Source organism: Rhodanobacter sp. Soil772 (assembly GCF_001428385.1).
Classification (GTDB): Bacteria; Pseudomonadota; Gammaproteobacteria; order Xanthomonadales; family Rhodanobacteraceae; genus Rhodanobacter.
This window is the reverse complement of sequence record NZ_LMSK01000001.1, coordinates 1,162,262-1,185,657: the sequence shown is the minus strand read 5'-3', so window position 1 is coordinate 1,185,657 and position 23,396 is coordinate 1,162,262. Positions and strand designations below refer to the sequence as shown.

Below are 23,396 nucleotides of genomic sequence, written 5' to 3'. Positions count from 1 at the left end.
AGGACAAACATGGAAACGCATAAGCACACCCGCAAGACCATCGTGCGCCTGCTTTCGAGCATGGGCAGCGCGAAGGAAATCCAGCAATACCTCAAGCGCTTCTCCGAACTGGACGCCAAGCGCTTCGCCGTGGTGAAGGTCGGCGGCGCGGTGCTGCGCGACGAGCTGGCCGATCTCGCCTCGTCGCTGACCTTCCTGCAGCAGGTCGGCCTGACCCCGATCGTGCTGCACGGCGCCGGCCCGCAACTGGACGAGGAACTGGCCGCCGCCGGCATCGAGAAGCAGACCGTCAACGGCCTGCGGGTGACCTCGCCGAAGGCGCTGGGCATCGTGCGGCGCGTGTTCATGCAGCAGAACCTGAAGCTGGTGGAAGCGCTGCAGTCGATGGACACCCGCGCCACCGCGGTGCCGTCGGGCGTGTTCATGGCCAGCTACCTCGACCGCGACACCTACGGCCTGGTCGGCAAGGTGGAAAGCATCAACCTGGCGCCGATCGAGGCCAGCCTGCGCGCGAACTCGATCCCGGTGATCGCCAGCCTCGGCGAAACCGACGAGGGGCAGATCCTCAACGTCAACGCCGACGTCGCCGCCAACGAACTGGTGCGCGTGCTGCAGCCGTACAAGATCGTGTTCCTCACCGGCACCGGCGGCCTGCTCGACGAAAACGGCAAGCTGATCGATTCGATCAACCTCAGCACCGAATTCGAGCAGCTGATGGCGCAGCCGTGGATCAACGGCGGCATGCGCCTGAAGATCGAGCAGATCGCCGACCTGCTGGCCGACCTGCCCCTGACCTCGTCGGTGTCGATCACCCGCCCGTCCGAACTGGCCAAGGAGCTGTTCACCCACAAGGGTTCCGGCACCCTGGTGCGGCGCGGCGAGAAGGTGCTGCGCTTCGAGGCCTGGGAAGGCGTGGACCGCGCACGCATGCGCGAGCTGATCGAGTCCAGCTTCGGTCGCACCCTGGTGCCGGACTATTTCGAGCGCACCCGGCCGATGCGCATCTACGTCAGCGAGAACTACCGCGCCGCGATGATCCTCACCGAAGAGGACGGCTTGCCGTATCTCGACAAGTTCGCCGTACTCGACGACGCCCAGGGCGAAGGCCTGGGCCGCGCGGTGTGGCAGGTGATGCGCGAGGAAAATCCGCAGCTGTTCTGGCGCTCGCGCCACGGCAACCCGGTCAACCATTTCTACTACGCCGAATCGGACGGCTGCATCAAGCAGCCGCGCTGGAAGGTGTTCTGGTACGGCATCGACGAGCTCGACACGATTTCCCGCTGCGTGGCGCATTGCGCGCAACGCCAGCCGACACTGGTGGATTGAAGCATGGACACGAACAGGAAAACGGTAGGCATCGTCGGCGCACGCGGCCATACCGGCACGGAACTGATCCGCCTGATCGCGGCGCATCCGGTGCTGCAGCTGGCCTTCGTCTCCTCGCGCGAACTGGATGGCCAGCGCGTGGCCGATCACGTCGACGGCTTTGCCGGCGAACTGCGCTATGCCAGCCTGGACCCGGCCGCGGTGGCGGCGCAGGGTGCCGAGGTGGTGATCCTGGCGTTGCCGAACGGCAAGGCGGCCCCGTACGTGGCGGCGATCGACGCGGCGAAGCCGGACACGTTGATCCTCGATCTCTCCGCCGATTACCGCTTCGACCCGTCGTGGTACTACGGCCTGCCGGAACTCACCCGCGGGCAGTGGCGCGGCGAGAAGCGCATCAGCAATCCCGGTTGCTACGCCACCGCGATGCAGCTCTCCATCGAGCCGTTGAAGGATCTGCTGGCCGCGCCGCCGGTGTGCTTCGGCGTCTCCGGCTATTCCGGCGCCGGCACCACGCCATCGGACAAGAACGACCCGGACAAGCTGCGCGACAACCTGATGCCGTACGCGCTCACCGGCCACATGCACGAGAAGGAAGCCTCGTTCCGGCTCGGCGTGCCGGTGGAGTTCATGCCGCACGTGGCGCCGCATTTCCGCGGACTCACCGTCACCACCAACCTGTATCTCACCCGCCCACTGAAGCGGGAAGACGTGCTGCAGCGTTTCCATGCCGCATACGACGGCGAGAAACTTGCCGTCGTGACCGACGAGGCGCCGTGGGTCAGCCGCATCGCGCACCGCCACCACGCCGAGGTCGGTGGCTTCGCGGTGTCGGCCGACGGCAAGCGCGTGGTGATCGTGGCCACGCTGGACAACCTGCTCAAGGGCGCCGCCACCCAGGCGATGCAGAACATCAACCGCGCGATCGGCGTGGACGAATACACCGCGATTCCGCTCTAGCCGATTTCAGGACACCACCATGACCCAACCCCTCTGGCAAAAATCCGGCATCCAGATCGACGCGAAGATCATGCAGTTCCTCGCCGGCGACGACGTGCTGCTGGATCGCGAGTTCTTCCTGCACGACATCACCGCCAGCAAGGCGCACGTGGAGGGGCTGGCCAACATCGGCGTGGTCAGCGCCGACGAAGCCGCCGCGCTGAAGCGCGAGCTGGATGCGCTGGCCGAAGATTTCCGCAGCGGCGCGTTCGTGCTGGACGGGCGCTACGAGGACGGCCATTCGGCGATCGAGGCGCGGCTCACCGAGCGCCTCGGCGACGCCGGCCGCCGCGTGCACACCGGGCGCAGCCGCAACGACCAGATCCTGGTCGCCACGCGGCTCTGGTTGAAGGACAAGCTGACCGTGCTGGAAGCGCATTGCCGCGCTATCGCCGGAGTCTGCCTTGAGCGCGCGTCGCAAGAAGCCGTGCCGATGCCCGGTTACACCCACCTGCAGCGCGCCGTGGTGTCGTCCACCGCAATGTGGTTCGCCGGTTTCGCCGAAGGCTTCATCGACAACGCGCTGCGCGCGCGGCAGACGATGACGCTGATCGACGCCAATCCGCTCGGCACGGCCGCCGGCTACGGCGTGAACATGAAACTCGATCGCGAGCACACCACCCGTGCGCTCGGCTTCGCACGCGTGCAGATATCGCCGATCTACGCGCAGCTGTCGCGCGGCAAGTTCGAGATGGCCGTGCTGGAAGCGATCGGCGGTGCGCTGCTCGACCTGCGCCGGCTGGCGTGGGACCTGTCGCTGTTCACCACCGCCGAATTCAACTTCGTCAAGCTGCCGGCCGAGTACACCACCGGCAGCTCGATCATGCCGAACAAGCGCAACCCCGACGTGATCGAACTGCTGCGTGCCAGCTACGCCAGCGTCGCCGCCGCGCGTACCGAGATCGAACAGCTGCTGTCGCTGCCGTCCGGCTACCAGCGCGACTTGCAGTTCTCCAAGGGCTCGATCTTCCACGGCGTGCGCCATGGCCTGATGGCGCTGGAACTGGTGCCCGACCTGCTGGCGCGGTTCGAGTGGAACGAGGCGCCGATGCGCGCCGCGATCGAGCCGGCGATGTATGCCACCGACGTGGCGATCGAGCAGGCCGCCGCCGGCGTGCCGTTCCGCGATGCGTATCGCGCGGCGGCGGAGACCGCGGCATCCGCAGGGCAGGGGCGCACGCCCGAAGGCAGCCTCGCCGCGCGCGTCTCGCCGGGTGCCGGCAACGACCTGCGGCTGGATGAACTGCGCGCCCGGTTGCACGCGCTCGACGACTGAAATGGAGGCCCGGACATGACGGTGATCGACACGATGAGCGCGCGCACCGAACTGCCCGGCCAAGACCTGCCGCGCTGGCGCCGCGCAGTGCTCAAGGTGGGCAGCAACCTGCTTGCCGCGGACGGCGGCGGCCTCACTTCGCGTTACGCCGAAGCGCTGGCCGCGTTCATCGCCGCCAGCCATGCCGAGGGCCGCGAGGTGGTGCTGGTGTCCTCCGGCGCAGTGGCGGCCGGGCGTGCGTTGTTGCGCGAGCATGCGAGCGGCGGCGGCCTGGCCGCACGCCAGGCGCTGGCCGCGCTGGGCCAGGCGCCGATGGTCGCGCTATGGCAATCGCTGTCCGCACGGCCGGTGGCGCAGGTGCTGCTGACCCACGACGACCTGCGCAACCGCCGCCGCTACCTCAACGCGCGCGCCACCCTGCGCGAGTTGCTGCAGCTCGGCGTGCTGCCGGTGATCAACGAGAACGACACCGTCTCGGTGGATGAATTGAAGCTCGGCGACAACGACAACCTCGCCGCCATCGTGGCCGCGCTGGTCGACGCCGACCTGCTGCTGATCGCTTCCGACGTCGATGCGCTATACAGCGCCGACCCGCGGCGCGATCCCGCGGCGGTGCCGATCATGCAGGTGGCCGCGCTGACCCACGAGATCGTCGCGATGGCCGGCGACAGCGGCAGCGCGGCCGGCACCGGCGGCATGCGCACCAAGCTGCAGGCGGCGGCGAAAGCCGCAGCCGCCGGCATCCCCACGGCCTTGTTCAGCGGGCGCGAGACGGCCACCGTGCAGGCGCTGCAACGCGGGCAACTGCGCGGTACGCTGATCGCCGCGGCTTCCACACGATTGCAGGCGCGCAAGTACTGGCTGCGCCACGCACCCGCCGCGCCGGGCCGCATCCGTATCGACGCCGGCGCCGTGAAGGCGCTGGCCGGCGGACGCGTCTCGCTGCTGCCGGGCGGTGTGCTCGGCGCCGATGGCGAGTTCCACCGCGGCGACCTGGTCGAGATCGTCGACGTGGATGGTGCCGCCATCGCACGCGGACTCAGCCAGTACGGCGCCGTCGAGGTGCGTCGCCTGGCCGGCCGGCACAGCCGCGAGATCGACGGCGTGCTCGGCTACAGTTACGGCGACGAGGTGGTGCATCGCGACGACCTCGTCAGCATCGACCGTCCGGTCGCCTCCGGGCAGGAGATCAACGCATGAGCACGATCCGCGAACAGGCACTGGCTTGCCGCGACGCCGCCCGGGTCGTGGCGGCACTCGGCAGCGAGGCGAAGCGCACGCTGTTGCGCGACATGGCCGCGGCGCTGGAAGCGCAGTCCGCTGCGGTGCTGGCAGCCAACGCCGAGGACATGCGCCAGGCCGCGGCGAAAGGCGTGCAGGGCGCCATGCTCGATCGCCTGCGCCTGGACGAGGCGCGCGTGGCCGGCATCGCCGGCGCACTGCGCGAGGTGGCCGAGCTGCCCGACCCGGTCGGCGTGACGACCCGCCGCGAGACACGGCCGAACGGCCTGTCGGTGGAACGCGTGCGCATCCCGCTCGGCGTGATCGCGATGATCTACGAGGCGCGTCCGAACGTCACCGCCGACGCCGCGGCGCTGTGCCTGATGGCCGGCAACGCGGTGATCCTGCGCGGCGGCTCCGAGGCGATCCACTCCAACCTCGCCATCGCCGCGGCCTTGCATGCCGCGCTGCGCGCGCACGACGTGCCCGAGGCCGCGGTGACGGTGCTGCAGGATCTCAGCCGCGAGGCGATGGTCGAGCTGCTGCAACTCAGCGACCTCGTCGACCTGGCCATCCCGCGCGGCGGCGAAGGCCTGATCCGTTTCGTCGCCGAACACGCGCGCGTGCCGGTGATCAAGCACTACAAGGGCGTCTGCCACTTGTACGTGGACCGTGCCGCCGACCTGGACCTTGCGCTGAACCTGCTGATCGACGGCAAAACCTCGCGCCCCGGCGTGTGCAACGCGCTGGAGACGCTGCTGGTGCATCGCGACGTGGCCGATGCGTTCCTGCCGCGCGCGGTGGCTGCCTTGCGCGAACGCGGCGTCGATCTGCGCGGCGACGAACGCAGCCGCGCGCTGGTACCCGACCTGCGCGCGGCAACCGACGACGACTACGCCGCCGAGTTCCTCGACCTGATCCTCGCCGTGCGCGTGGTGGACGACCTCGACGCCGCCATCGCCCACATCCGGCGCTACGGCTCCGACCACACCGAAGTCATCGCCACCACCGACGAAGCCGCCGCGCAACGCTTCGTGCAGGCCATCCGCTCCGCCGTGGTGATGGTCAACGCCTCCTCGCGCTTCAGCGACGGCGGCGAACTCGGCCTCGGCGCCGAGATCGGCATCTCCACCACGCGCCTGCACGCCTATGGACCGATGGGGGCCGAAGCGCTGACGGTGGAGCGCTTCGTGGTGCGTGGGGAAGGGCAGGTGAGGCATCCGCAGAGCCGGGCATGACGCGCTGGCGGTTCGGAGCTTTTGCAGGTTGAGCTGAGCGCAGCGATGCCCAACACCTTCGCTTGCGCCCCCCTGACCTGGCGCGCAACGCCACAACCCCGGCATCAACTTCTCCCGCCTTCGCGCGCAAAGGACCAGGCTCCATCCGCAACGGTTTCCACGACGCGCGCAACCCTTTGACCTTCGCCCGCACTCGCGCCAGCTTTGCCCGCAAGCGGAAAAACCCGAAGCGCAAGGTCCAAAGCCTCGGATCGCGAAGGTCAACCACTGCAAGCGCGAAGGTCAAACCAGCGTCCGTGCCCGAAATACCCTCGCGACCGTCCCGGCAGGCGTCGCGCGCGACGCTCCGGCCCTTGCCGCTACGAGGTCGTGAGGCTTGCGCGCGAAGGTTCGGGGTGGGACAGAGAGCACGAAGTGCCTTGCGCGCAACGGTTTTGGCATCGCGCCCAAGCCTCGAGAGGTTCGCGCTTGGGAGTTTTGAGGTTGCGAGTACGCTGGAGCACCTCGGTTCCGGCTTCGATGGATCCCGCGCGTTGCGGTTTGTGATCTGAAGATGTCGGTTCCGACGCATCCATTGCTGGGACGCAGCTTCAAACCAACAGCAAGCGGTCATACCTATGCATGCGACGCATACACCTGCTTAGGAACCGCTTCGCCTCAGAGTCGATTGCCGCTCCAGTTGGCATGAGGTTAGCTAGCCAAAAATGGGAAGAACGAAACGGGTGGCTCAAGCTCGATGCCAGCATTGCCTGCTGACGGGCTTGCTCTACGGCTTTACGATTCACCTGGAAGCACTGGCAAACGACTGCTTTATACGAATCAGGGACATCATGATGGACCGCTATTTCAAGTACCTCAGCCCCGCCGGCGCGCGACCTACGCTGATCGACTCCACGTTGCGCTGGTCTCGGCCGTCGAAGTTCAATGATCTATTTGACATGGCCGTTCCGTATTCGACCGACTTCGACGCGGACCACGTGACGCAGCGTGCGCTCGATCTAATGTGGGAGCGTATACAGCATCCAGGACAACGGCCGCCGATGAATCAAATGGGCACTTTGCTTGAAGATTTGTGGGCGCATTTTCTCCGTCAGGGGCGTGAGCAGTTCGACAGGGATATGCGCCCAGGGATAAGAGAAACTCTGGCTAAGCTTCCCGGGTACATGGACGTATTCGGCAAGGAGATCGTCAGAAGCCTGAAAATGATCAAGGTTCTCTGCTTGAGCGGAGCACACGACGACAACACGATGTGGGCTTTGTACGCCGACAACCATCGTGGTTTAGTCTTGGAGTTCGCAAATGCTGATGGCGTTGACAGTGTCTACCGTCTCGCGGAGCCAGTAAATTACAGCGATCACGCGCCCCCGCTACTGGACGACGAAGGGCTGGCGAATTTTTTGGCGGGCAACATCACGTTGACCCCCGACCTTGCTGACCCACTCATGCTCCTCAAGTCCACTCATTGGCGCTACGAACAGGAGCTGCGGATCGTGACGGGAGAGGGGCGAAATCCAGATGCCGAGTTCGAGGATGTACCGTTTCATCCGTGTGAACTGGTTGCCGTCTACTTCGGCGCGCGGGCCGCAGAGCTTCGCGCCGAACTTGAGCCGATAATTTTTGAGAAATACCCCCATGCGCAGCGTTGGCAGGCGTCGCAGGGGAAGGGATTTCAGATTGACTTCACGCACTTGGACAAAGTGCCGGCGTAGCGCCCAAAGCGCCCCAGTGCGACTGTAGATGCTGTGAGGGCTGAACACGCTTGGCCCGTAAGCAATGTCCAGCTCACAGACCGCTTTGAGTGGCGGACATAAGTAGTCAGGACGTCGGTCGGTCAGCCGCGGCGCCATGCCAGCACTGCCTCGGCAAACACCAAACAATCCGCAAACCGGTTGTACAGCGGTGCGGGCGAGATGCGGATCACGTCGGGTTCGCACCAGTCGCCGATGATGCCATGGGCCATCAGGTATTCGAACAATGCGCGGCCGCGCTCGCGGCCGCCGGTCACGCGGATCGACAGCTGGGCGCCGCGACGAGTTGGGTCTGCACCGGCCATTCCAGGTAGCCGGTGAGTTGCCGCGGTTTTTCGCAGAGAGCGAACGCCGGCGCGGCAGAAGATTTCCAGCGACACGCGCAGCAGCGCCAGCGCGAGGATCGGCGGATCGGGCAGCTGCCAGCCGTCGGCGCCGGAGGTGGGTTTATCTGGAAGCCAAACCCCGAGTTTCGTTACCCGGGTTTCGCTTTGGATTGGAGCCCCACTAACCCGTAACCTCGCCTGCCGCATGCATCCGCGGAAGGAGTCGGCTGCGTATGTCGCGCCAACGCAGGAACGGCCGCTCTACCGCGTAGTACAGCAACGCCCCGCCGGCCAGCGTCGCCATGGCATATACACAGAAAAGCACGAAGCCGTGCTGCTGCAGGCGCCCGTTCCACGTTTCGTGCACCAGATGGAACACGCCTTTGTGGCTCAGGTACAGACTGTAGGAGATGGCGGCCAGCCAGGCGGCGCCGGGTACGCGCATGCGGGCAAGCAGCGAGGGGCCGCCGCTTGCCGCCGCCACCACGGCCATCAGGGCGAGTGACAGCAGTGGGTAGCCCACCACCGTGGCGGCGAAGCCGACACGCCGGGTAAAAAGTGCGACGGATACGGCCAGCAGAATCAAGCCAAGCAGGAGCACGAGGTTGCCGTGACGCTGCACCCGTTCCATCCATGCCGGTCGGTACACGGCGCAGGCGGCAAGCGCCACGCCGGCGACCAGGCCATCCAGGCGCGAGTAGGTCGGGTAGTAGATGTAGCGCAGGAACATCAGGCCCGGGGTGCCATCGTCGGCCGTACGCGCCGGCAGGTAGTAGTGCAGCCAGAGCCATGCACGAAGCGCCATGCCGCCCAGGACGATCACGCTGCACAGTCCAGCGAAACGTGTGACGGATGGCTTGCGCAGCATCACCAGCGCAGCAAACGGGAACACCAGATAGAAGTGCTCCTCCACGCACAGCGACCATGCGTGCGAGAACGCATAGTTCTCGCTGCGATCAAACAGCAGGTTGAAGGTGAACGTGGGGAACTGCCACAACGGCTGCATGCCCCGCGTTTCGCGCCATGCCGTCCACAGGGCGTACAGGGCGAGCACCACGAAGAATGCGGGCAGGATGCGGAACGCACGCCGGCGATAGAAACCGTAGAGGTCAAGGGTCTGGCCGGCTGCCATCGGCCGCAGCACCTGGGTGCCGATCAGAAACCCGCTCAGTACGAAGAACAGGTCAACGCCCATCCAGCCGTACGTTTCCACGCCCGCCAGGCTGTCGCCCAGGCCTCCGACGAGGTAGGAGTGGAACAGCATGACCCAGATGATGGCGATGGCACGGAGGAGGTCGAGACCGGGAAGGCGCATGGCGTAATGATGGCGGGAGAGAAAGAATCAACGCGCCGCAAGCGCGGCGTGCAGTTGGTCGACGTAGGTGCGGCTGGCGCGCAACGGCGTGCCGTCATGAAGGCGAAGCAGGCAGTCGCGGTTGGAAAGCGCCTCAAGCTCGGCAATGCGGTCGATGCGTACGATGGTGGAGCGATGAATGCGCAAGAAGCGATTGGGGTCGAGTCGTTTGGCCAGCTGGTGCAGTGGCTCGCGCAACAGGTACGCGCGCGACCCCACATGCAGGCCGGCGTAATCGTCGTTGGCTTCGATCCAGTCGACCTGTGCCGCCTCGATGACGGCGATGCGCTGACCCACCCGCACCGTGAAGCGTTCGGCCCAGGCCTTTTGGGGCTCGACATACCCATCGTGGGTGCGCTGGCGAAATGCCGCGCGTGCCCGATCCAGCGATTCGCGAAAGCGCTGGTCGTCGATCGGCTTGAGGAGATAATCCAGCGCGTGAATCTCGAAAGCGGCCACCGCGAAGTTGTCGTAAGCCGTGAGCAGAATCGAGAGTGGGCGCGCTTGCGATGTGACGCGACGCAGTGCATCGATGCCGCTCATGCCGGGCATCTGCACGTCCATGAACACCAGGTCAGGCTGCAGGGATTCAATCGCCTGTATCGCCGACTCACCGTCACCGGCCTCGCCAACCCAGCGCATATCTGCATGCGAAGCCAGTCGCGCACGCACGCCGTCGCGGGCGAGTGGTTCATCGTCGACCACCATCACACGCATCATGCGGTGCGCACCATGGGGCTCGCCGTCGTCGCGGCGAGCCGAAGCGGCAGGGTGATGCGAACCGTACATGCACCGTCGGCCGCAACCGTGAAATCCAGCGTGTGGTTGCCGGGATACAGTGCCGTCAGGCGCTGCCGCACGTTGCTCAGGCCAATGGGCGTGGAGCACCGCGGGTGATCGTCCTCCAGCGAGGGCACGCCATCGTTGCGAAGTTCGATCGTCAGCACGTCCCGCTCGCGGTCGATGCGCAGGTTCACGGCTCCACCCGTCGCGCGCAGCGCAATGCCGTGGCGGATCGCATTTTCCACCAACGGTTGCAGCAGCAATGGCGGCACCAGCGCCTGCAGCACTCCCGGCCCCACGCGCATGTCCACCTGCAAACGGCGTCCGAGCCGGGCCCTTTCGATGTCCAGGTAGTGTTCGGTGAGTGAAAGCTCTTCGGCAAGCGTCACTTCGCGCGTGTCGCTGCGTTCCAGCGTGGCGCGCAAAAGATCGCCGAGCAAGGCAATCATGCGCGTGGCGTCGTTGCCTCGGCCGTCCGCCACCAGCGCCGAGATGCTGTTGAGAGTGTTGAACAGGAAGTGCGGGTGCAGCTGATACTGCAGCGCGCGCAGTTCCGCCTCGCGGGCCAGCGCCGTGGCCTCGGCTTCGCGGCGGCGCGAGTATTGCAGTGCGTTGTGGTGGTGCAGCAGGGCATGGATGGCGCAGAAGGCGATAAGGGCCAGCCAGCAGCCGTCCAGCCCGGCAAAGATGCGACGGAACTCGTAGCCCGGCACGAGGCCCCAATGCACCGCCGCGGCCTGCGCCAGGGCGTTGTTGATGACCGAAGGAATGTAGGTGGCCAGCAGCAGCACCGAAATGCTTGTGCGTGCCGGAACGCCGCGTTGCCACATGGCGCGCTGGAGCAGGCTGAGCGGCGCGATCCAGAACAGGTAGCAGGCAGCATAGAACGCGCGGTACTCACCCGCGTAGGCATGGCCGAGCTCGGGTAGCGCCATCACACCCATGCACATGGCGATGGGCAGGCTTGCCAGCAGAGATACCCGCAGTGGCAGGCCGGTGGGCTGCTCGGGGAGTGAAGCGCGCGTCATCGTCGTACTCGTGAAGGGGCGCCGACCCCGCTGCCGGACGCACGGTGCACCCTATATCGACAGTCAGCGGATGTCATCAGGGATGGCGGAGTACAGCATGGCGCTGATTTTCCAGCCACCGTCCGTATGCACCAGCTGCCAGGTTTCGACGCCGTGGTTCAGCAGTTTGCCTTCCGCCAGGAACCGGTAGTCGAAGTAAACGGTGCCGATGATGCCGTCGGTTTCGATACGCACGTTATCGAAGGTTTCCTCGATCGCCTTCGGCGCCGTGCCGACGAACTTCGCGAACTGCTCGTAGCTGCCCGGCGCGAACTGCTGGGCATCGGGTTTCTTTGCACGCACCCTGGCCAGTGATTTCTTGTCCATGCCCTGCAGCCACGATCCACCGGGCAGGAACATGGCGTGCATGGCTTCGCCATCCCTGGCGAGGATGGCGCCCTTGAAGCGCTCGACCAACTGCTGGATCTGTGCCCGGTCAGCAGCATGCGCGTCGGTGGCTGTGTTCTCGGCGTGCAGTGGCGCCGCAAGCGAGATGGCGAGCAGTAGGGCGGACAACACGAACTTCATGGTGCACTCCATCGGTGGTGGGCGGTGTGCACGATTAGACCGGCGGCCCGCCGAAGGGGCCAGCGTTATGCGGCTGGCCGTGCATCGAATGCGGTGAACCGTGGTGGGGAATGGGGGCCGCTGGCCTGGATCTTCCTGGCTGCCTTGTCTTCAAGCCATTCCGGCGGCGAATGTTTTTCACCCCGGTCGGTCGAAAGCGGACGTCTGCCGATGGACCCCCAGCGCTTGACGGCTCCGATGACACCCGGACACTAAAGCCGACTGCTACTCGAAGCAGGGGGTGTCGACATGATACTTAAACGAGTCGTTGATTCTGTCTAAACGCGCTGGAGTCCATACTGGTGTGTAGCGTGACCGTTCATGGCATGGTCGGTCATAAGCAGGGGATGACCGCCGTAGTTGACATGCTTGGTACTCGAACGGTCCGCCCCCGGCGGCCGTGAGAGAGTGCGTCATGCCATGTGAAGGCATGAGGACACAAGATCGATGTTGCGACTCCACGAGTGCCCGGCCGGGAACTCAACAGTCTGTATGTGGAGGCAACAATGAAGACGACAAACGTTTTGATCGCCACCCTGCTGGCGGTGGGAGCCGGAATGAGCGCAGGGACGGCCATCGCGGCTAACGGCATCGTCGCTTCGGCGACAGGTTCGGGGCAAACCACGATCGGCACCAATCTGCGCACGTTCAGCTTTACGGCGGGGACGGATGGCAACAACAACTCGAGAGGTCAGGCTGAGCTTTTCAATCGCGATTCGGGCACTCGGCTGCACATGGCCGTTGACTGCCTCAGTGTTGCAGGCAACGTGGCGACGATGAGCGGTACGGTTACCCAGGACAACGTTGCGGGAGCCTATGTCGGGGACCCGGTCTGGTTCCAGGTCGTCGACAACGGAGAAGGCGCGGGGGCTCCACCGGATCTGATTTCGCTGGTGTTTATCTTCTTGGGGCCGCCGGGAGTGCCGTGCACCTCTCCGCTTGAGCCGGCATCGATTCCCGTCGAGGGCGGCAATATCCAGGTTCACTGAGCGAGTCATCGCGCCTGCGATCTGCCCCGTGAGGGGCAGATCGTTTTCAGGTCCGAACGCCAGACCACTTCCGCGTCACGTCCATGAACTGCAGGCAATCCACGAAGCGGTTGTACAGCGGCGCGGGCGAGATGCGGATCACGTCGGGTTCGCGCCAGTCGCCGATGATGCCGTTTGCCATCAGGTGTTCGAACAGGGCGCGGCCGCGTTCGCGGCCGCCGATTACGCGGATCGACAGCTGGGCGCCGCGACGTGCGGGGTCGGCGGGGGTTACCACCTGCAGCACGTCGGCGAGTTGGGTCTGCACCAGCCATTCCAGGTAACCGGTGAGCTGCAGCGATTTTTCGCAGAGGGCGGGCATACCGGCGCGACGGAAGATTTCCAGCGACACGCGCAGTGGGGCCAGCGCGAGGATCGGCGGGTTGGACAGCTGCCAGCCGTCGGCGCCGGGCGTGGGGACGAACTCCGGGCCCATCTGGAAGCGGGTGGTCTTGTCGTGGCCCCACCAGCCAGCGAAGCGCGGCAGCATGGCCTTGGCATGGCGCTCGTGCACGAACGCGCCGCCGACGGCGCCGGGGCCGCTGTTGAGATATTTGTAGCTGCACCAGATCGCGAAATCGGCGCCGCTGTCGTGCAACTGCAGCGGCAGGTTGCCCACGGCGTGGGCGAGGTCGAAGCCGACCGCGCAGCCGTGCCGGTGGCCGAGCTCGGTGATCGCCTTCAGGTCGAACGCCTGGCCGGTGCGGTACTGCACGCCGGGCAGCATCACCAGCGCAATGCGCGAGCCGTGTTCGGCCAGCGCGCGCTCGATCGCGGCGAGCGAGGTGGTGCCGTTCGGTTCGTCGGGCTGCAGTTCGATCAGTGCGCTGGCCGGGTCGAAGCCGTGGAAGCGGATCTGCGATTCCACCGCGTAGCGGTCGGTGGGAAACGCGCCGCCTTCGATCAGGATCGCCGGGCGTTCGGCGGTGGGACGATAGAAGCCCACCATCATCAGGTGCAGGTTCACGCCGAGGGTGTTCATCGCCACCACTTCGGATGGAAGCGCACCGACCACGGCGGCGAGGTCGTCGCGCACGAACTCGTGGTAGTCCATCCACGGCAGGCGGCCCTTGAAATGGCCTTCGACGCCGAGTTCGCCCCAGTAATCCAGTTCCGCGTTGACCGCCTCGCGCACCGCGCGCGGCTGCAGGCCGAGCGAGTTGCCGCAGAAGTACGTACTGTCGCGGCCTTCGTGCGGCGGGATCAGGAACTCGTCGCGGAACGCGCGCAGCGGATCGGCAGCGTCGCAGGCGTTGGCCCAGTCGAGGGTGGCTTCGAAACTTGCGGGCATCGGGTATCTCTTTGCAGTGTTGATCCCTCCCCTGCGAAGCAGGGGAGGGATCAACGCGGACTTACTTCAGTTGCGCGGCGATCGCGTCGCAGCCCTTGTCGAAGGCGGCCTTCCAATCGGCGCCGGCTTCGGTCTGGCTGGGGCGCACGCAGCGCAGCTGGATCGCGCGGCCGTTCTTGAGCCAGTAGTGTTCGGTGTAGTTGAAGCCGGTGGCGTTTTCCTGCGCGGTATAGACGTTGCTGTTCGGGCTCGGCGGCACTGCGGCGGCCTTGTAGCCGGGCAGGGCCATGGCTTTCGCGGTGGCTTCGCTGCGGTACTGGTTGAAACCGTTGACGTCGGCCACCTGCTTCACCGTCACGGTGACGCGGGCGAGACTGTTCTTGCCGGTGGGCGAGGGGTCGGGCACCTGGAACACGCGGGCTTCGGGGTCGCCCTGGGTTTCCATGATGCCGAGCCAGCTGTCCGGCGCGGTGAAGTGGACGCTGCCGTCGGCCATGCTGACGTCGGCGGCGTGTGCGCCACCGGCCAGCAGGGCGGTGGCGAAGGCGATCGCGAGGGTGGTGGTGCGCAGGAAGCTCATGCGGGTTCCTTCGGAATGGGGTCGGGGGCGAAGCGGTGGCGGGGCAGGCCCAGCCATTCCAGCGCCGTGCCGTGGAACAGCCGCGCGCGGTCGGCTTCGTTCAGGCCCAGCGCCTCGATGCCGCTGCCGGGTTCCTGCTCCCCCAGCGGGAAAGGATAGTCGGTGCCGAGCATCACCTGGCGGGCACCCGTCACATCCAGCAGATATCGCAGCGCCTGGTCGTCGTGCACGCAGGAGTCGAAGTAGAAACGCTTGAGGTACTCGCGCGGGTTGCGCGGGTTGTCGGTGGCGACCAGGTCCGGGCGCATCCGGAAGCCGTGTTCGATGCGGCCGATCGTCGAGGGGAAGCTGCCGCCGCCGTGCGCCAGCATCACGCGCAGCTTCGGCAGCCGCTCCAGCACGCCGCCGAAGACCAGGCAGCAGGCGGCGCGCGACTGTTCGGCGGGCATGCCGACCAGCCACGGCATCCAGTATTTCGGCATGCTGGCCATGCCCATCATGTCCCACGGGTGCACCAGCACCGCCGCGCCGAGATCGGCGGCGGCCTCGAAGAACGGGAACAGTTCCGGCGCATCCAGGTTCCAGTCGCCGCAGTGCGAGCCGATCTGCACGCCTTGCAGGCCCAGTTCGTCGATGCAGCGTTCCAGTTCGCGCACGGCCAGCTGCGGCGCCTGCAGCGGCACCGTGCCGATGCCGGCGTAGTGGCGCGGGTGGTCGCGGCAGATGCCGGCCATGTGGTCGTTCAGATGGCGATGCAGTTCCAGCGCCTGGTGGCCCGGCGCCCAGTACGTGAACAGCACCGGCACGGTGGAGATCACCTGCACGTCGACGCCGAAGCGGGCGTAGTCGTCGATGCGCGTCTGCGGGTCGAACGCCGAATCCCACACTTCGCGGAAGAACCGGCTGTCCTTGTAGATACGGTGGCGCCCGTCGGTGTGGGTCATCACCGGGAAGCGGTCGTCGCCGTATTTGGCCGCCAGGTTCGGCCAGTCGCGGGGCAGGATGTGCGCGTGGGTATCGATCTTGAGCATCCGTGCAGTGTAAAACCTCCGCGCGGTGGCGTCGCGTTGCGCTCGCACATGCTGCGCGCGGCTTACGTCGGTGACTGTTCCGCGGCAGCGGCTGGCGTCTGGGAGCTGCGCTTCGTCACGTAGGCCAGCGTATCGACGTTGTCGACCAGGCGGTCGCTGATGCGCGCCAGCAGCTCGAGTGCGGCGCGGTCGCCGACGCCCTGCATCGAGGTGACCAGCTCGCGCTGCATGGCGCGCAGCGTGGGCAGGGCGCCCAGCGGCTGCTGTTCGCGCAGCGCCGTGGCGATGGCCTGCACGGCGTCGGCGTTGTGCTCGACGAAACGGCCGATGGCGTCTGCCGCGGGCAGCACGGCGAGATCGTCGAGGGTAGCTTCCAGCGCCATCGCGGTGCGCGCCAGGCGATTGCCGTTGGCGAACAGTGCGCGCGCAAGCGCCAGCAGTTCCGGCGGCGTGGCCGGCTCGGTGCGCATGCGGTCGATCGAGGCCTGCGCATTGGTGCGCGCGGTGCGCGCCGCGGTGCGGGTGTCGTTGCGGTTGCCGCCCCGGTCGGGTTGCGCCAGGGCGCGCAGGTAACTGGCGTAGGCATCCAGCATCACCGCCAGCGCGGCGCGAGCGCGGCCGCGCTCCCAGGTCGGCCAGGCCACGTAGGCGAGCAGGGCCATGCCGCAGCCGAGCGCGGTGTTGAGCACCCGGTCCGACACCGCCAGGCCGGGGCTGACCCCTTCGAACGACAGCAGGATCACCACGGTGCCGGTCAGCGTCGCCACCGCGATGCCGTAATGCGCGCCGGCGAGGTAGCGGAACGCCATGCACAGCACCGCCATCAGCGCCAGGTGCGCCCACGGTTCGTCCGGCGTGACGTGCAGCAGCACCGTGGTGAGCACCAGCCCCAGCACCGTGCCGAGCACGCGCAGCAGGCCGAAGTTGAAGGTGGCGGCGAAGTCCGGGCGCAGCACGATCGCGGCGGTCATCGGCAGCCAGTAACCGTGCGGCAGGTGCAGCAGGCGCGAGATCCACAGCGCCGCGCTGAGGCAGACCGCCATGCGCACGGCGTGACGGAACGCCACCGAACGCGGCGTGAGGTTGGCGCGCAGGGTGGCCCAGGTGGAGCTGCTGCGCAGTGACGTGGGCAGTCGGGTTTCCGCCGCGCTGGCGCGCAGTTCGCCGCGGCTGCCGGCCCAGTCGGCGTTGCGCACCGCGGCGGCCAGCTGGCCGGCCAGCGCATGGATGTGCGCAGCCAGGCCGTCGGCGTTGCCGCCGCCGTCGAGCAGGGCGCGCTCGCTGGCGCGCAATGTCTGCAGCGCGCGGTCGGCCCGCTCGGGCGGATCGCCCTGCTGCAGTGCCTCGGCGATCGCCGCCAGTACGCGCGCGGCGTCGTCGCGGAACATCGCATGGATGGCCGGGTTGGCGTGCAGCTCGGCCATCGCCGTGAGTTCCAGCCGGATCCGCTCGGCCAGCTCCAGCAGCACGCCGAAGGCTTCCATCGCACGGCCGTGCGCGCGATGACGGCCCAGCAAGGTGTGCTGCAGGCTGGTCATCGCCTCGGTCAGCGCCGGCACCTCGGCATCGTCATGCGCCTGTTCGCGGGCCAGTGCGGCGAGCCCGGCGTATACGCGTGCCAGCTCGATGCGCTCGGGCCAGTAGCGCTGCAACGGCCATGCCGCCAGCGAGAACGCGGTGAGCAGCAGGCCGCCGGCGAAGATCAGCGCGGCGCCGCCGAGCGCATGACCAAGCGAGGCCGGCGTCGACGCGGTGATCACCAGCAGGATCATGCTGGTCATGCCGACCCGCGCGGTATCCGCGCCGAACACCACCAGCATGCCGCCGAAGAAACCGCAGGCGGCGGTGGCGAGAAGGATCGGCAGCAACTGGCCGCCGATCAGGAAACCCACCAGCGCGGCGAGGCCGGCCGCCAGCGACGCCAGCAGCAGTTGCCGCATGCGCTGGCGATACGGCCCGGGCTGGTCGGAGAACATCGTGTCCAGCGCGCCGGCCGCCACGCCCAGGCCGATCTGCGGATGGCCGGTCGCCATGCCCACCGCCAGCGGCAGGATCACCGCTGCGGTATTGCGCAGCACCACCCGCAGCGGCACGTCCGGCCGCTTGACGTTGGTCAGGCTCTCGATCGCATGGGCGCGTAGCGAATAACCGCTGGGGGGCATGGGGCGGGCCAGGAGCGAGTGAAGAGGAGTGAGAAGTGAGAGAAGTGCCGTGGCTCGGGCAAGGTTACCGTGCCGTCCGATCCGATGCTCTATGGCCCGCGTGGAACGAGAAGCGGAGCAACCTCGAACCGCTTTTCTCTCGTTTCTCACTCCTCTCCCCTCACTCCTGCTCTCAGGCCCTGCCGGCGAACTCGCCGGTGAGCGTGTTCACCCACACCTTCTCGTCGTTGCTGATGTACTCGGGCACCTGGATTTCGATGCCGGTGTCGAGCTTGGCCGGCTTGTTGCGCTTGGTGGCGCTGGAACCCTTCATTTCCGGTGCAGTGTCGACCACGGTGAGGATCACGCTGGTCGGTACCTGCAGGCCTACCGGCGCGTCGTCGATCAGCTGCACGTAGTAGCCCTCGACGCTCTCGACGATGTAGCCGGCGTTGTCGCCCACCAGTTCCGGCGACAGCGGGTACTGGGTGTAATCCTCGGCATCCATGAACACGAATGCGCCGTCGTCCATGTAGGAGAAGTTGGCGGCGCGGCGCACCAGGTCCATCTCGCGCAGTTCGTCGTCGGCGCGCAGGCTGAGGTCGAACTTGCGTCCGCCGGGAATCGAATACAGGGTGAAGCGGAACGTGACGTTGCCGCCACGCGCACTCGGCGAGCTGCGCTCGATGTCGCGCACCTGGTAGACGGTGCCGTCATGCTCGACCACGTTGCCTTTCTTGACGTCGGAAGCTTTCATGGGATTCAGGTCAATTGGATGCTAATGGATGGTTGCGTTCGGGGGTGATGCGTGACCTCTCCCATCGTCATTCCCGCGAAAGCGGGAATCCATCGTCGTGCCGTATTGCCGAAGGCAAAATGGGTTCCCGCTTTCGCGGGAATGACGGGGAGGGCGTATTTACTTGGGCTGCAACCGCACCGCGCCGTCGAGGCGGATCGTTTCGCCGTTGATGTAGCGGTTGCCGAGGATGAAGGCGACCGTCGCGGCGAACTCCGCCGGCTGGCCCAGCCGCGAGGGGAACGGGATCGAGGCGCCGAGCGACTGTTGCACGGCCTCGGACATGCCATCGACCATCGGCGTCCAGAAGATGCCCGGCGCGATCGTCGCCACGCGGATGCCGAAGCGGGCCAGCTCGCGCGCCATCGGCAGGGTCATGCCGACCACGCCGCCCTTGGAGGCGGAGTACGCGGCCTGGCCGATCTGGCCTTCGTAGGCGGCCACGCTGGCGGTGTTGATGATCACGCCGCGCTCGCCGTCTTCGCCCGCCTCGTTGCCCTGCATCAGCGCCGCGCCGGCCTTGGCCACGTTGAAGCTGCCGACCAGGTTCACCATCACCGTGGTGGCGAAGTTGCCCAGCGGCATCGGGCCTTCCTTGCCCAGCACACGGCCGGCGCCGAGGATGCCGGCGCAGTTCATCACCACGTTCAGGCCGCCCATCGCGTGGTGTGCGGCGGCCACGTTGGTGGCCACGCCTTCCTCTGAGGTGACATCGGTGCGGAAGAAACGCGCGGCGTCGCCCAGTTCCTTCGCGGCGGCCTGGCCCTTGTCATCGTTGACGTCGAACAGCGCGACCTGGCCGCCGTGGGCGACGATGTGCTGCGCCACCGCGTGGCCGAGACCGGAGGCGCCGCCGGTGATGATTGCCTTGACCTGATCGAGCTGCATGGGGAATCCTTGATAGCCAGTGCCGAAAGGCCGCCATGGTAGCCGACCGGCGCGCACTGCTGCAGGCTGAACGCGAAACCTGCCATGGCAGCGAATTCACGCCGCGTTGTGGTAACGGCGGCCATCGTGGCCTCGAACCGCCGGCGCGAGCCGGTCAGTGCCGGGAGTGGCCCGGCGGAACCAATCCATCAACAGTGGGGAGCAATGCATGAAGAAGCTACTGAGTCTGTCTGCCGTGTTGGGTGCGATGCTGATGCTGGCCAGTGGCTCCGTGCTGGCGCAAGGTCACGGCCATGGTCGGGGCCACGGAAACGGAAACGGGAACGATCGCTACGAGCAGGACGATGGTGATCGCGGCCATGGCCACGACCGCGGCCGTTATGTACAGGACGACCGTGGCCCCGGTCGTGGTCACTACAAGAGCTGGCACGATCGCGGCCGCCACGAGGGCTGGTACAAGCGCGGCGGTTACCTGCCGGTGGAATATCGCACCCGCTACGTGGTGACCGACTGGCGCCACGACCGCCTGCGCGAACCGCCACGCGGTTATCACTGGGTGCGCAGCGACAATGGCGACTTCTTGCTGGTGGCGATCGCCACCGGCGTGATCGTCGACCTGCTGCTCAACCAGTAAGCCGCTTCGTCGGCATGACGGCGCGTCCGCATCGCGGGCGCGCCGTTTTCATGCGCGGTGTGCGGCTCGGCTCAGCAGGGCGTGCAGCGCCGGCGTGTCGGCGAGCGCCTGGAACGGCGTTACGGCTTGCGGGGGGATCGCGGCAGGCTGCAGTTCCTTTTGCCACACCCCCACGTCCCACCATTGCCCCAGCTTGTAGCCGCACTGACGCCATACGCCGGCGGAAGTGAAGCCCATCGCCTCGTGCATCGCCACGCTGGCGGTGCCGGGCAGGGTGATCACGCCGACCGCCTGGGTGATGCCCTGCAGCCGCATCGCGTCCAGCAGCACGCCGTAGAGCCGGCGCGCGATGCCGCGACGATAGGCATCGCTGCGCACGTAGATCGAGGTTTCGGCGATCCAGTCGTACGCAGCGCGCTCGCGGAAGCGCCCGGCATAGGCGTACGCCAGCACCTCGCCGGCCTCCTCCCACACCAGCCACGGGTAGTGCTGCAGGCGGGTGCGCAGGCGTGCGCGCATCGCGTCCACGCCGGGCAGTTCGGTCTCGAAGGTGGCCACGCCGTCGGTAATCGAAGGGGCGTAGATCGCGTGGATGGCGGCGGCGTCTTCGTCGCGGGCGGTGCGGATCATCGGGCGGTGGCCTTCAGCATTTTTCGTACTTCCAGTGGCGCCGCTTGCCTTCGGCCAGCCATTCCAGGGTGGTGGCCAGGCGTTTCTGGCGGGTGGTATCTGTTTTGGCTTCGCCAATCCACTCGACGTATTCGCGTTGCGCGCCGGGCGGGAAGCTCGCCCATGCCTTGCGTGCGGCGGCATGTTTCTTCTGCGCGAGCAGGGCGGCCAGATCGTCCGGCGGTGCCGGTGCGGGTTTCGCGGCGGCCTTGGGACGCGCCTTCTTCACACCGGCCTCGTTCAGCGCCATCGCCTTCTTCAGGTGGGCGGCGAGCTGCTTGTCCGAGGGCAGGTCCTTCAGCGTGGCGAGCTTGCCGAACTGGCCCATGCCGTCCTCGTCGCTGCCGCCGGTGACTTCCTTCGACAGCCAGAAACCGAAGCTGCAGTGCTGCTTGAACGCGGCCATCATGCACATCGGCGCGCTCTTGTAGCTGAAGAACGGCATGCTCCACTTGATGCCTTCTTCCACCTCGGGACAAGCGGCATGTATGCGACTGCGCAAGTGTTCCAGGATCGGCCGGGCGAACTCGGCGGATTTCGCGATATAGGCGTCGATGCGGGGATCGTGGTTCACCATCGCGTTACCTCACAGTTCGCGAATGAAGTAGCGGTCACAGCCGTGGTGACCGGTGCCGCCCATCGCGCTGCACAGGGCGGTGAAACCGCTGCGCTTGTACAGCGCCTGCGCCGCATCCATGCCGGTCAGGGTTTCCAGGTAGCAGCGCTTGAAGCCGTGTGCGCGCGCCGCGTCGAGGCAGCGCTGCATCATCGCCGTGCCCGCGCCGATGCCGCGCGCCGTGGGCAGGAAGTACATCTTGCGCAGCTCGCACACTCCCGGCTCGCCGCCTTCCAGCGGCGCGATGCCGCCGCCGCCGATCACGACACCGTCGCGTTCGACCACGAAATAGCTGCAACGCGGTTGCGCGTAGGCCTGGTACATCGTGTCGACCTCGGTGTCGTGGATCGCGAAGCCGGGACCGTCGGCGCCGAACTCGGGCATCACGCTGCGGATGATCGCAGCCATCGCCGCGTTGTCGGAAGGCTCGATCGGGCGGATCAGGAAGGTGTCGGTCATGGGGTCATGTCGGGGGTGCGGTAGGGAACGCCGGCCTTCATCACGAAGACCGGTTTCTTGAGAGCGTCGATCTGCGCGCTGGGATCGCCGCTGAACGCGGCGAGGTCGGCTGCCATGCCGGGCGCGATGCGGCCGAAGTGCTGCGACTGGCGCAGGATCTTCGCCGCCACGTCGGTGGCCGCGTGCAGCGCCTGCGCCGGCGTCATGCCGTCGCGCACCATCGCCGCGGGCTCGCGCCAGTTGGTGCCGTGCGCGAACACGCCCACGTCGCTGCCGTTGCCGATGGTGACGCCGACTTTCAGCGCGGTGCGAAACGCGTGCTCGGCCTCCTTCATGGCGGGCGTGGGTTCGGACTTGCCCGGCACGTAGTGCTGGAAATACTCCGAGGTGGCGTCGACCGCGGTGAGCGTGGGTTCATACGCCACACCCCTCTGCTTGAGCAGACGGAAGGTCGCCTCGCTGGCGCCGTAGCCGTGTTCGATGGTGTCCACGCCGGCCTCGACCGCCATCCGCACACCGGCATCGCTGGCCGCGTGCGCTGCGACCGGGCGGCCGATCTGGTGCGCCGTATCGACGATCGCCTTCAGTTCCGCCGGGTTGAGGGTGGGCGCGGTTTCACCGCTCGGGCCCACCCGATAGTCCGCGTACAGCTTGATCCAGTCGGCGCCGCGGGCGGCTTGCTCGCGCACCGCGGCGATGGCCGCATCCACGCCGCTGACCGGCTGCGCGCCTTGCGGCAGGTCGAGATCCGGACGGAAGCCGCGCGGCCCCGGTCCATAGCTGGCGGTGGCGACGATGGCGCGCGTGGCGACGAACATCCGCGGCCCCGGGATCAGCCCTTCGTTGATCGCACGCTGGATCGACACGTCGGCAAAGCCCGCGCCCTCGGTGCCGAGGTCGCGCAGGGCGGTGAAGCCGGCCATCAGCGTGGCCTTCGCGTGGGCGGCAGCTTCCAGCGTGCGGTAATCCTGCGGCTCGGTCAGCACCTGGTCGTTCCACAGCGTCTCGTTGTACGGATGCAGGAACAGATGCGAGTGCAGGTCGATCAGGCCGGGGGTGAGCGTGGCGCCGGGCAGTTCGACGCGTTGCGTGCCGGCCGGTGCCTGGATCGATGCGGCCGGGCCCACCGCGGCGATCGCGCCGTCGTGCACCAGCACCGCCCAGCCGCTGTGCGCGGCGTCGCCGTCGGCGGTCCACACGCGCTCGGGCAGCAACAGCCAGTCGCCTTTCGCCGTGGTGCCGGTGCCGTGCGCGGCCATCGACAGCAGCAGGCACAGCAGCGGGAGCAGGGCGGCGAAGCCTTTCGATGCCTTGCGCATGGCCGGTTCCGGATCGGAGAGAAACCCGATTCTAGCCAGTCC

Annotated in this window: 23 protein-coding genes; 8 read left to right on the top strand and 15 right to left on the bottom strand. The window is 67.0% G+C overall.

The genetic code is table 11. The annotated features are described in order from the left end of the window. Nucleotides 1–9: 9 nt before the first annotated feature. The 6 genes from ASG75_RS05525 (at nucleotide 10) to ASG75_RS05500 (ending at nucleotide 7,766) form a co-directional block, all read left to right on the top strand. Entirely contained in the window at nucleotides 10–1,326 is a 1,317-nt protein-coding gene (locus ASG75_RS05525) for an acetylglutamate kinase (protein WP_056386437.1), read from the top strand. A 3-nt stretch (nucleotides 1,327–1,329) separates the two neighbouring features. Beyond that, complete coding sequence (argC, locus tag ASG75_RS05520) at nucleotides 1,330–2,283, top strand: N-acetyl-gamma-glutamyl-phosphate reductase (protein WP_056386436.1); 954 nt, start codon at nucleotides 1,330–1,332, stop codon at nucleotides 2,281–2,283. A gap of 19 nt (nucleotides 2,284–2,302) precedes the next feature. Continuing rightward, the gene (gene argH, locus ASG75_RS05515; protein ID WP_056386435.1) at nucleotides 2,303–3,598 is read left to right on the top strand and encodes an argininosuccinate lyase; all 1,296 of its coding nucleotides are present in this window, start codon (nucleotides 2,303–2,305) and stop codon (nucleotides 3,596–3,598) included. A gap of 15 nt (nucleotides 3,599–3,613) precedes the next feature. Next, a complete protein-coding gene (gene proB, locus ASG75_RS05510; protein WP_082547499.1) occupies nucleotides 3,614–4,798 on the top strand; it encodes a glutamate 5-kinase in 1,185 nt (394 codons plus the stop codon). Next, nucleotides 4,795–6,057 carry a glutamate-5-semialdehyde dehydrogenase gene (locus ASG75_RS05505; protein WP_056386434.1) on the top strand — a complete coding sequence of 421 codons (1,263 nt, stop codon included), beginning with the start codon at nucleotides 4,795–4,797 and terminating at the stop codon, nucleotides 6,055–6,057. Before proB ends, ASG75_RS05505 begins: the two co-directional genes overlap by 4 nt. Before the next feature lie 830 nt (nucleotides 6,058–6,887). After that, nucleotides 6,888–7,766: a DUF2971 domain-containing protein gene (locus tag ASG75_RS05500; RefSeq protein ID WP_162253092.1), complete on the top strand. Its 879-nt coding sequence runs from the start codon at nucleotides 6,888–6,890 to the stop codon at nucleotides 7,764–7,766. A gap of 122 nt (nucleotides 7,767–7,888) precedes the next feature. On the opposite strand, the gene ASG75_RS16220 is transcribed toward ASG75_RS05500, so the two are convergent. From ASG75_RS16220 to ASG75_RS05480, 5 genes are all read right to left on the bottom strand, one after another. Beyond that, nucleotides 7,889–8,185 (bottom strand): hypothetical protein, encoded by a 297-nt coding sequence (locus ASG75_RS16220; protein WP_327213302.1) that lies wholly within the window; start codon nucleotides 8,183–8,185, stop codon nucleotides 7,889–7,891. A gap of 127 nt (nucleotides 8,186–8,312) precedes the next feature. After that, complete coding sequence (locus ASG75_RS05495) at nucleotides 8,313–9,446, bottom strand: acyltransferase (protein WP_056386430.1); 1,134 nt, start codon at nucleotides 9,444–9,446, stop codon at nucleotides 8,313–8,315. Nucleotides 9,447–9,473: 27 nt separating this feature from the next. Beyond that, entirely contained in the window at nucleotides 9,474–10,205 is a 732-nt protein-coding gene (locus tag ASG75_RS05490; protein ID WP_056386428.1) for a LytTR family DNA-binding domain-containing protein, read from the bottom strand. Next, entirely contained in the window at nucleotides 10,202–11,296 is a 1,095-nt protein-coding gene (locus ASG75_RS05485) for a histidine kinase (RefSeq protein WP_082547498.1), read from the bottom strand. The genes ASG75_RS05490 and ASG75_RS05485 overlap by 4 nt, the downstream gene beginning before the upstream one ends. A 63-nt stretch (nucleotides 11,297–11,359) precedes the next feature. Further along, a complete protein-coding gene (locus ASG75_RS05480; RefSeq protein ID WP_162253091.1) occupies nucleotides 11,360–11,863 on the bottom strand; it encodes a nuclear transport factor 2 family protein in 504 nt (167 codons plus the stop codon). 545 nt (nucleotides 11,864–12,408) lie between these two features. Between ASG75_RS05480 and ASG75_RS05475 the strand changes: the two genes are divergently transcribed. Then, nucleotides 12,409–12,891: a hypothetical protein gene (locus tag ASG75_RS05475; RefSeq protein ID WP_157616898.1), complete on the top strand. Its 483-nt coding sequence runs from the start codon at nucleotides 12,409–12,411 to the stop codon at nucleotides 12,889–12,891. A 46-nt stretch (nucleotides 12,892–12,937) separates the two neighbouring features. Here the strand turns inward: ASG75_RS05475 and kynU are convergent, their stop codons facing one another. The 6 genes from kynU to ASG75_RS05445 form a co-directional block, all read right to left on the bottom strand. Continuing rightward, on the bottom strand, nucleotides 12,938–14,221 hold the full coding sequence (kynU, locus tag ASG75_RS05470) for a kynureninase (RefSeq protein ID WP_056386421.1): 1,284 nt from the start codon (nucleotides 14,219–14,221) through the stop codon (nucleotides 12,938–12,940). 61 nt (nucleotides 14,222–14,282) lie between these two features. After that, complete coding sequence (locus ASG75_RS05465; RefSeq protein WP_056386419.1) at nucleotides 14,283–14,801, bottom strand: hypothetical protein; 519 nt, start codon at nucleotides 14,799–14,801, stop codon at nucleotides 14,283–14,285. Continuing rightward, nucleotides 14,798–15,832, bottom strand: coding sequence for an amidohydrolase family protein (locus ASG75_RS05460; RefSeq protein WP_056386417.1), 1,035 nt, complete (start codon nucleotides 15,830–15,832; stop codon nucleotides 14,798–14,800). The genes ASG75_RS05465 and ASG75_RS05460 overlap by 4 nt, the downstream gene beginning before the upstream one ends. Nucleotides 15,833–15,894: 62 nt before the next feature. Continuing rightward, nucleotides 15,895–17,994, bottom strand: coding sequence for an FUSC family protein (locus ASG75_RS05455; RefSeq protein WP_056386415.1), 2,100 nt, complete (start codon nucleotides 17,992–17,994; stop codon nucleotides 15,895–15,897). 172 nt (nucleotides 17,995–18,166) lie between these two features. Then, the gene (yeiP, locus tag ASG75_RS05450) at nucleotides 18,167–18,730 is read right to left on the bottom strand and encodes an elongation factor P-like protein YeiP (RefSeq protein WP_056386413.1); all 564 of its coding nucleotides are present in this window, start codon (nucleotides 18,728–18,730) and stop codon (nucleotides 18,167–18,169) included. 159 nt (nucleotides 18,731–18,889) lie between these two features. Continuing rightward, nucleotides 18,890–19,657: an SDR family NAD(P)-dependent oxidoreductase gene (locus ASG75_RS05445; protein WP_056386411.1), complete on the bottom strand. Its 768-nt coding sequence runs from the start codon at nucleotides 19,655–19,657 to the stop codon at nucleotides 18,890–18,892. A 208-nt stretch (nucleotides 19,658–19,865) separates the two neighbouring features. Between ASG75_RS05445 and ASG75_RS05440 the strand changes: the two genes are divergently transcribed. After that, the gene (locus tag ASG75_RS05440; protein WP_056386409.1) at nucleotides 19,866–20,291 is read left to right on the top strand and encodes an RcnB family protein; all 426 of its coding nucleotides are present in this window, start codon (nucleotides 19,866–19,868) and stop codon (nucleotides 20,289–20,291) included. A 48-nt stretch (nucleotides 20,292–20,339) separates the two neighbouring features. On the opposite strand, the gene ASG75_RS05435 is transcribed toward ASG75_RS05440, so the two are convergent. The 4 genes from ASG75_RS05435 to ASG75_RS05420 are packed head-to-tail and all read right to left on the bottom strand — an operon-like array spanning nucleotide 20,340 to nucleotide 23,294. Further along, a complete protein-coding gene (locus tag ASG75_RS05435; protein WP_056386407.1) occupies nucleotides 20,340–20,921 on the bottom strand; it encodes a GNAT family N-acetyltransferase in 582 nt (193 codons plus the stop codon). A 13-nt stretch (nucleotides 20,922–20,934) separates the two neighbouring features. Then, a complete protein-coding gene (locus ASG75_RS05430) occupies nucleotides 20,935–21,537 on the bottom strand; it encodes a YdeI/OmpD-associated family protein (RefSeq protein WP_056386406.1) in 603 nt (200 codons plus the stop codon). Nucleotides 21,538–21,546: 9 nt separating this feature from the next. Further along, complete coding sequence (locus tag ASG75_RS05425) at nucleotides 21,547–22,035, bottom strand: GNAT family N-acetyltransferase (protein ID WP_056386405.1); 489 nt, start codon at nucleotides 22,033–22,035, stop codon at nucleotides 21,547–21,549. Beyond that, nucleotides 22,032–23,294, bottom strand: coding sequence for an amidohydrolase family protein (locus tag ASG75_RS05420; protein ID WP_235580161.1), 1,263 nt, complete (start codon nucleotides 23,292–23,294; stop codon nucleotides 22,032–22,034). The genes ASG75_RS05425 and ASG75_RS05420 overlap by 4 nt, the downstream gene beginning before the upstream one ends. Nucleotides 23,295–23,396: the final 102 nt, after the last annotated feature.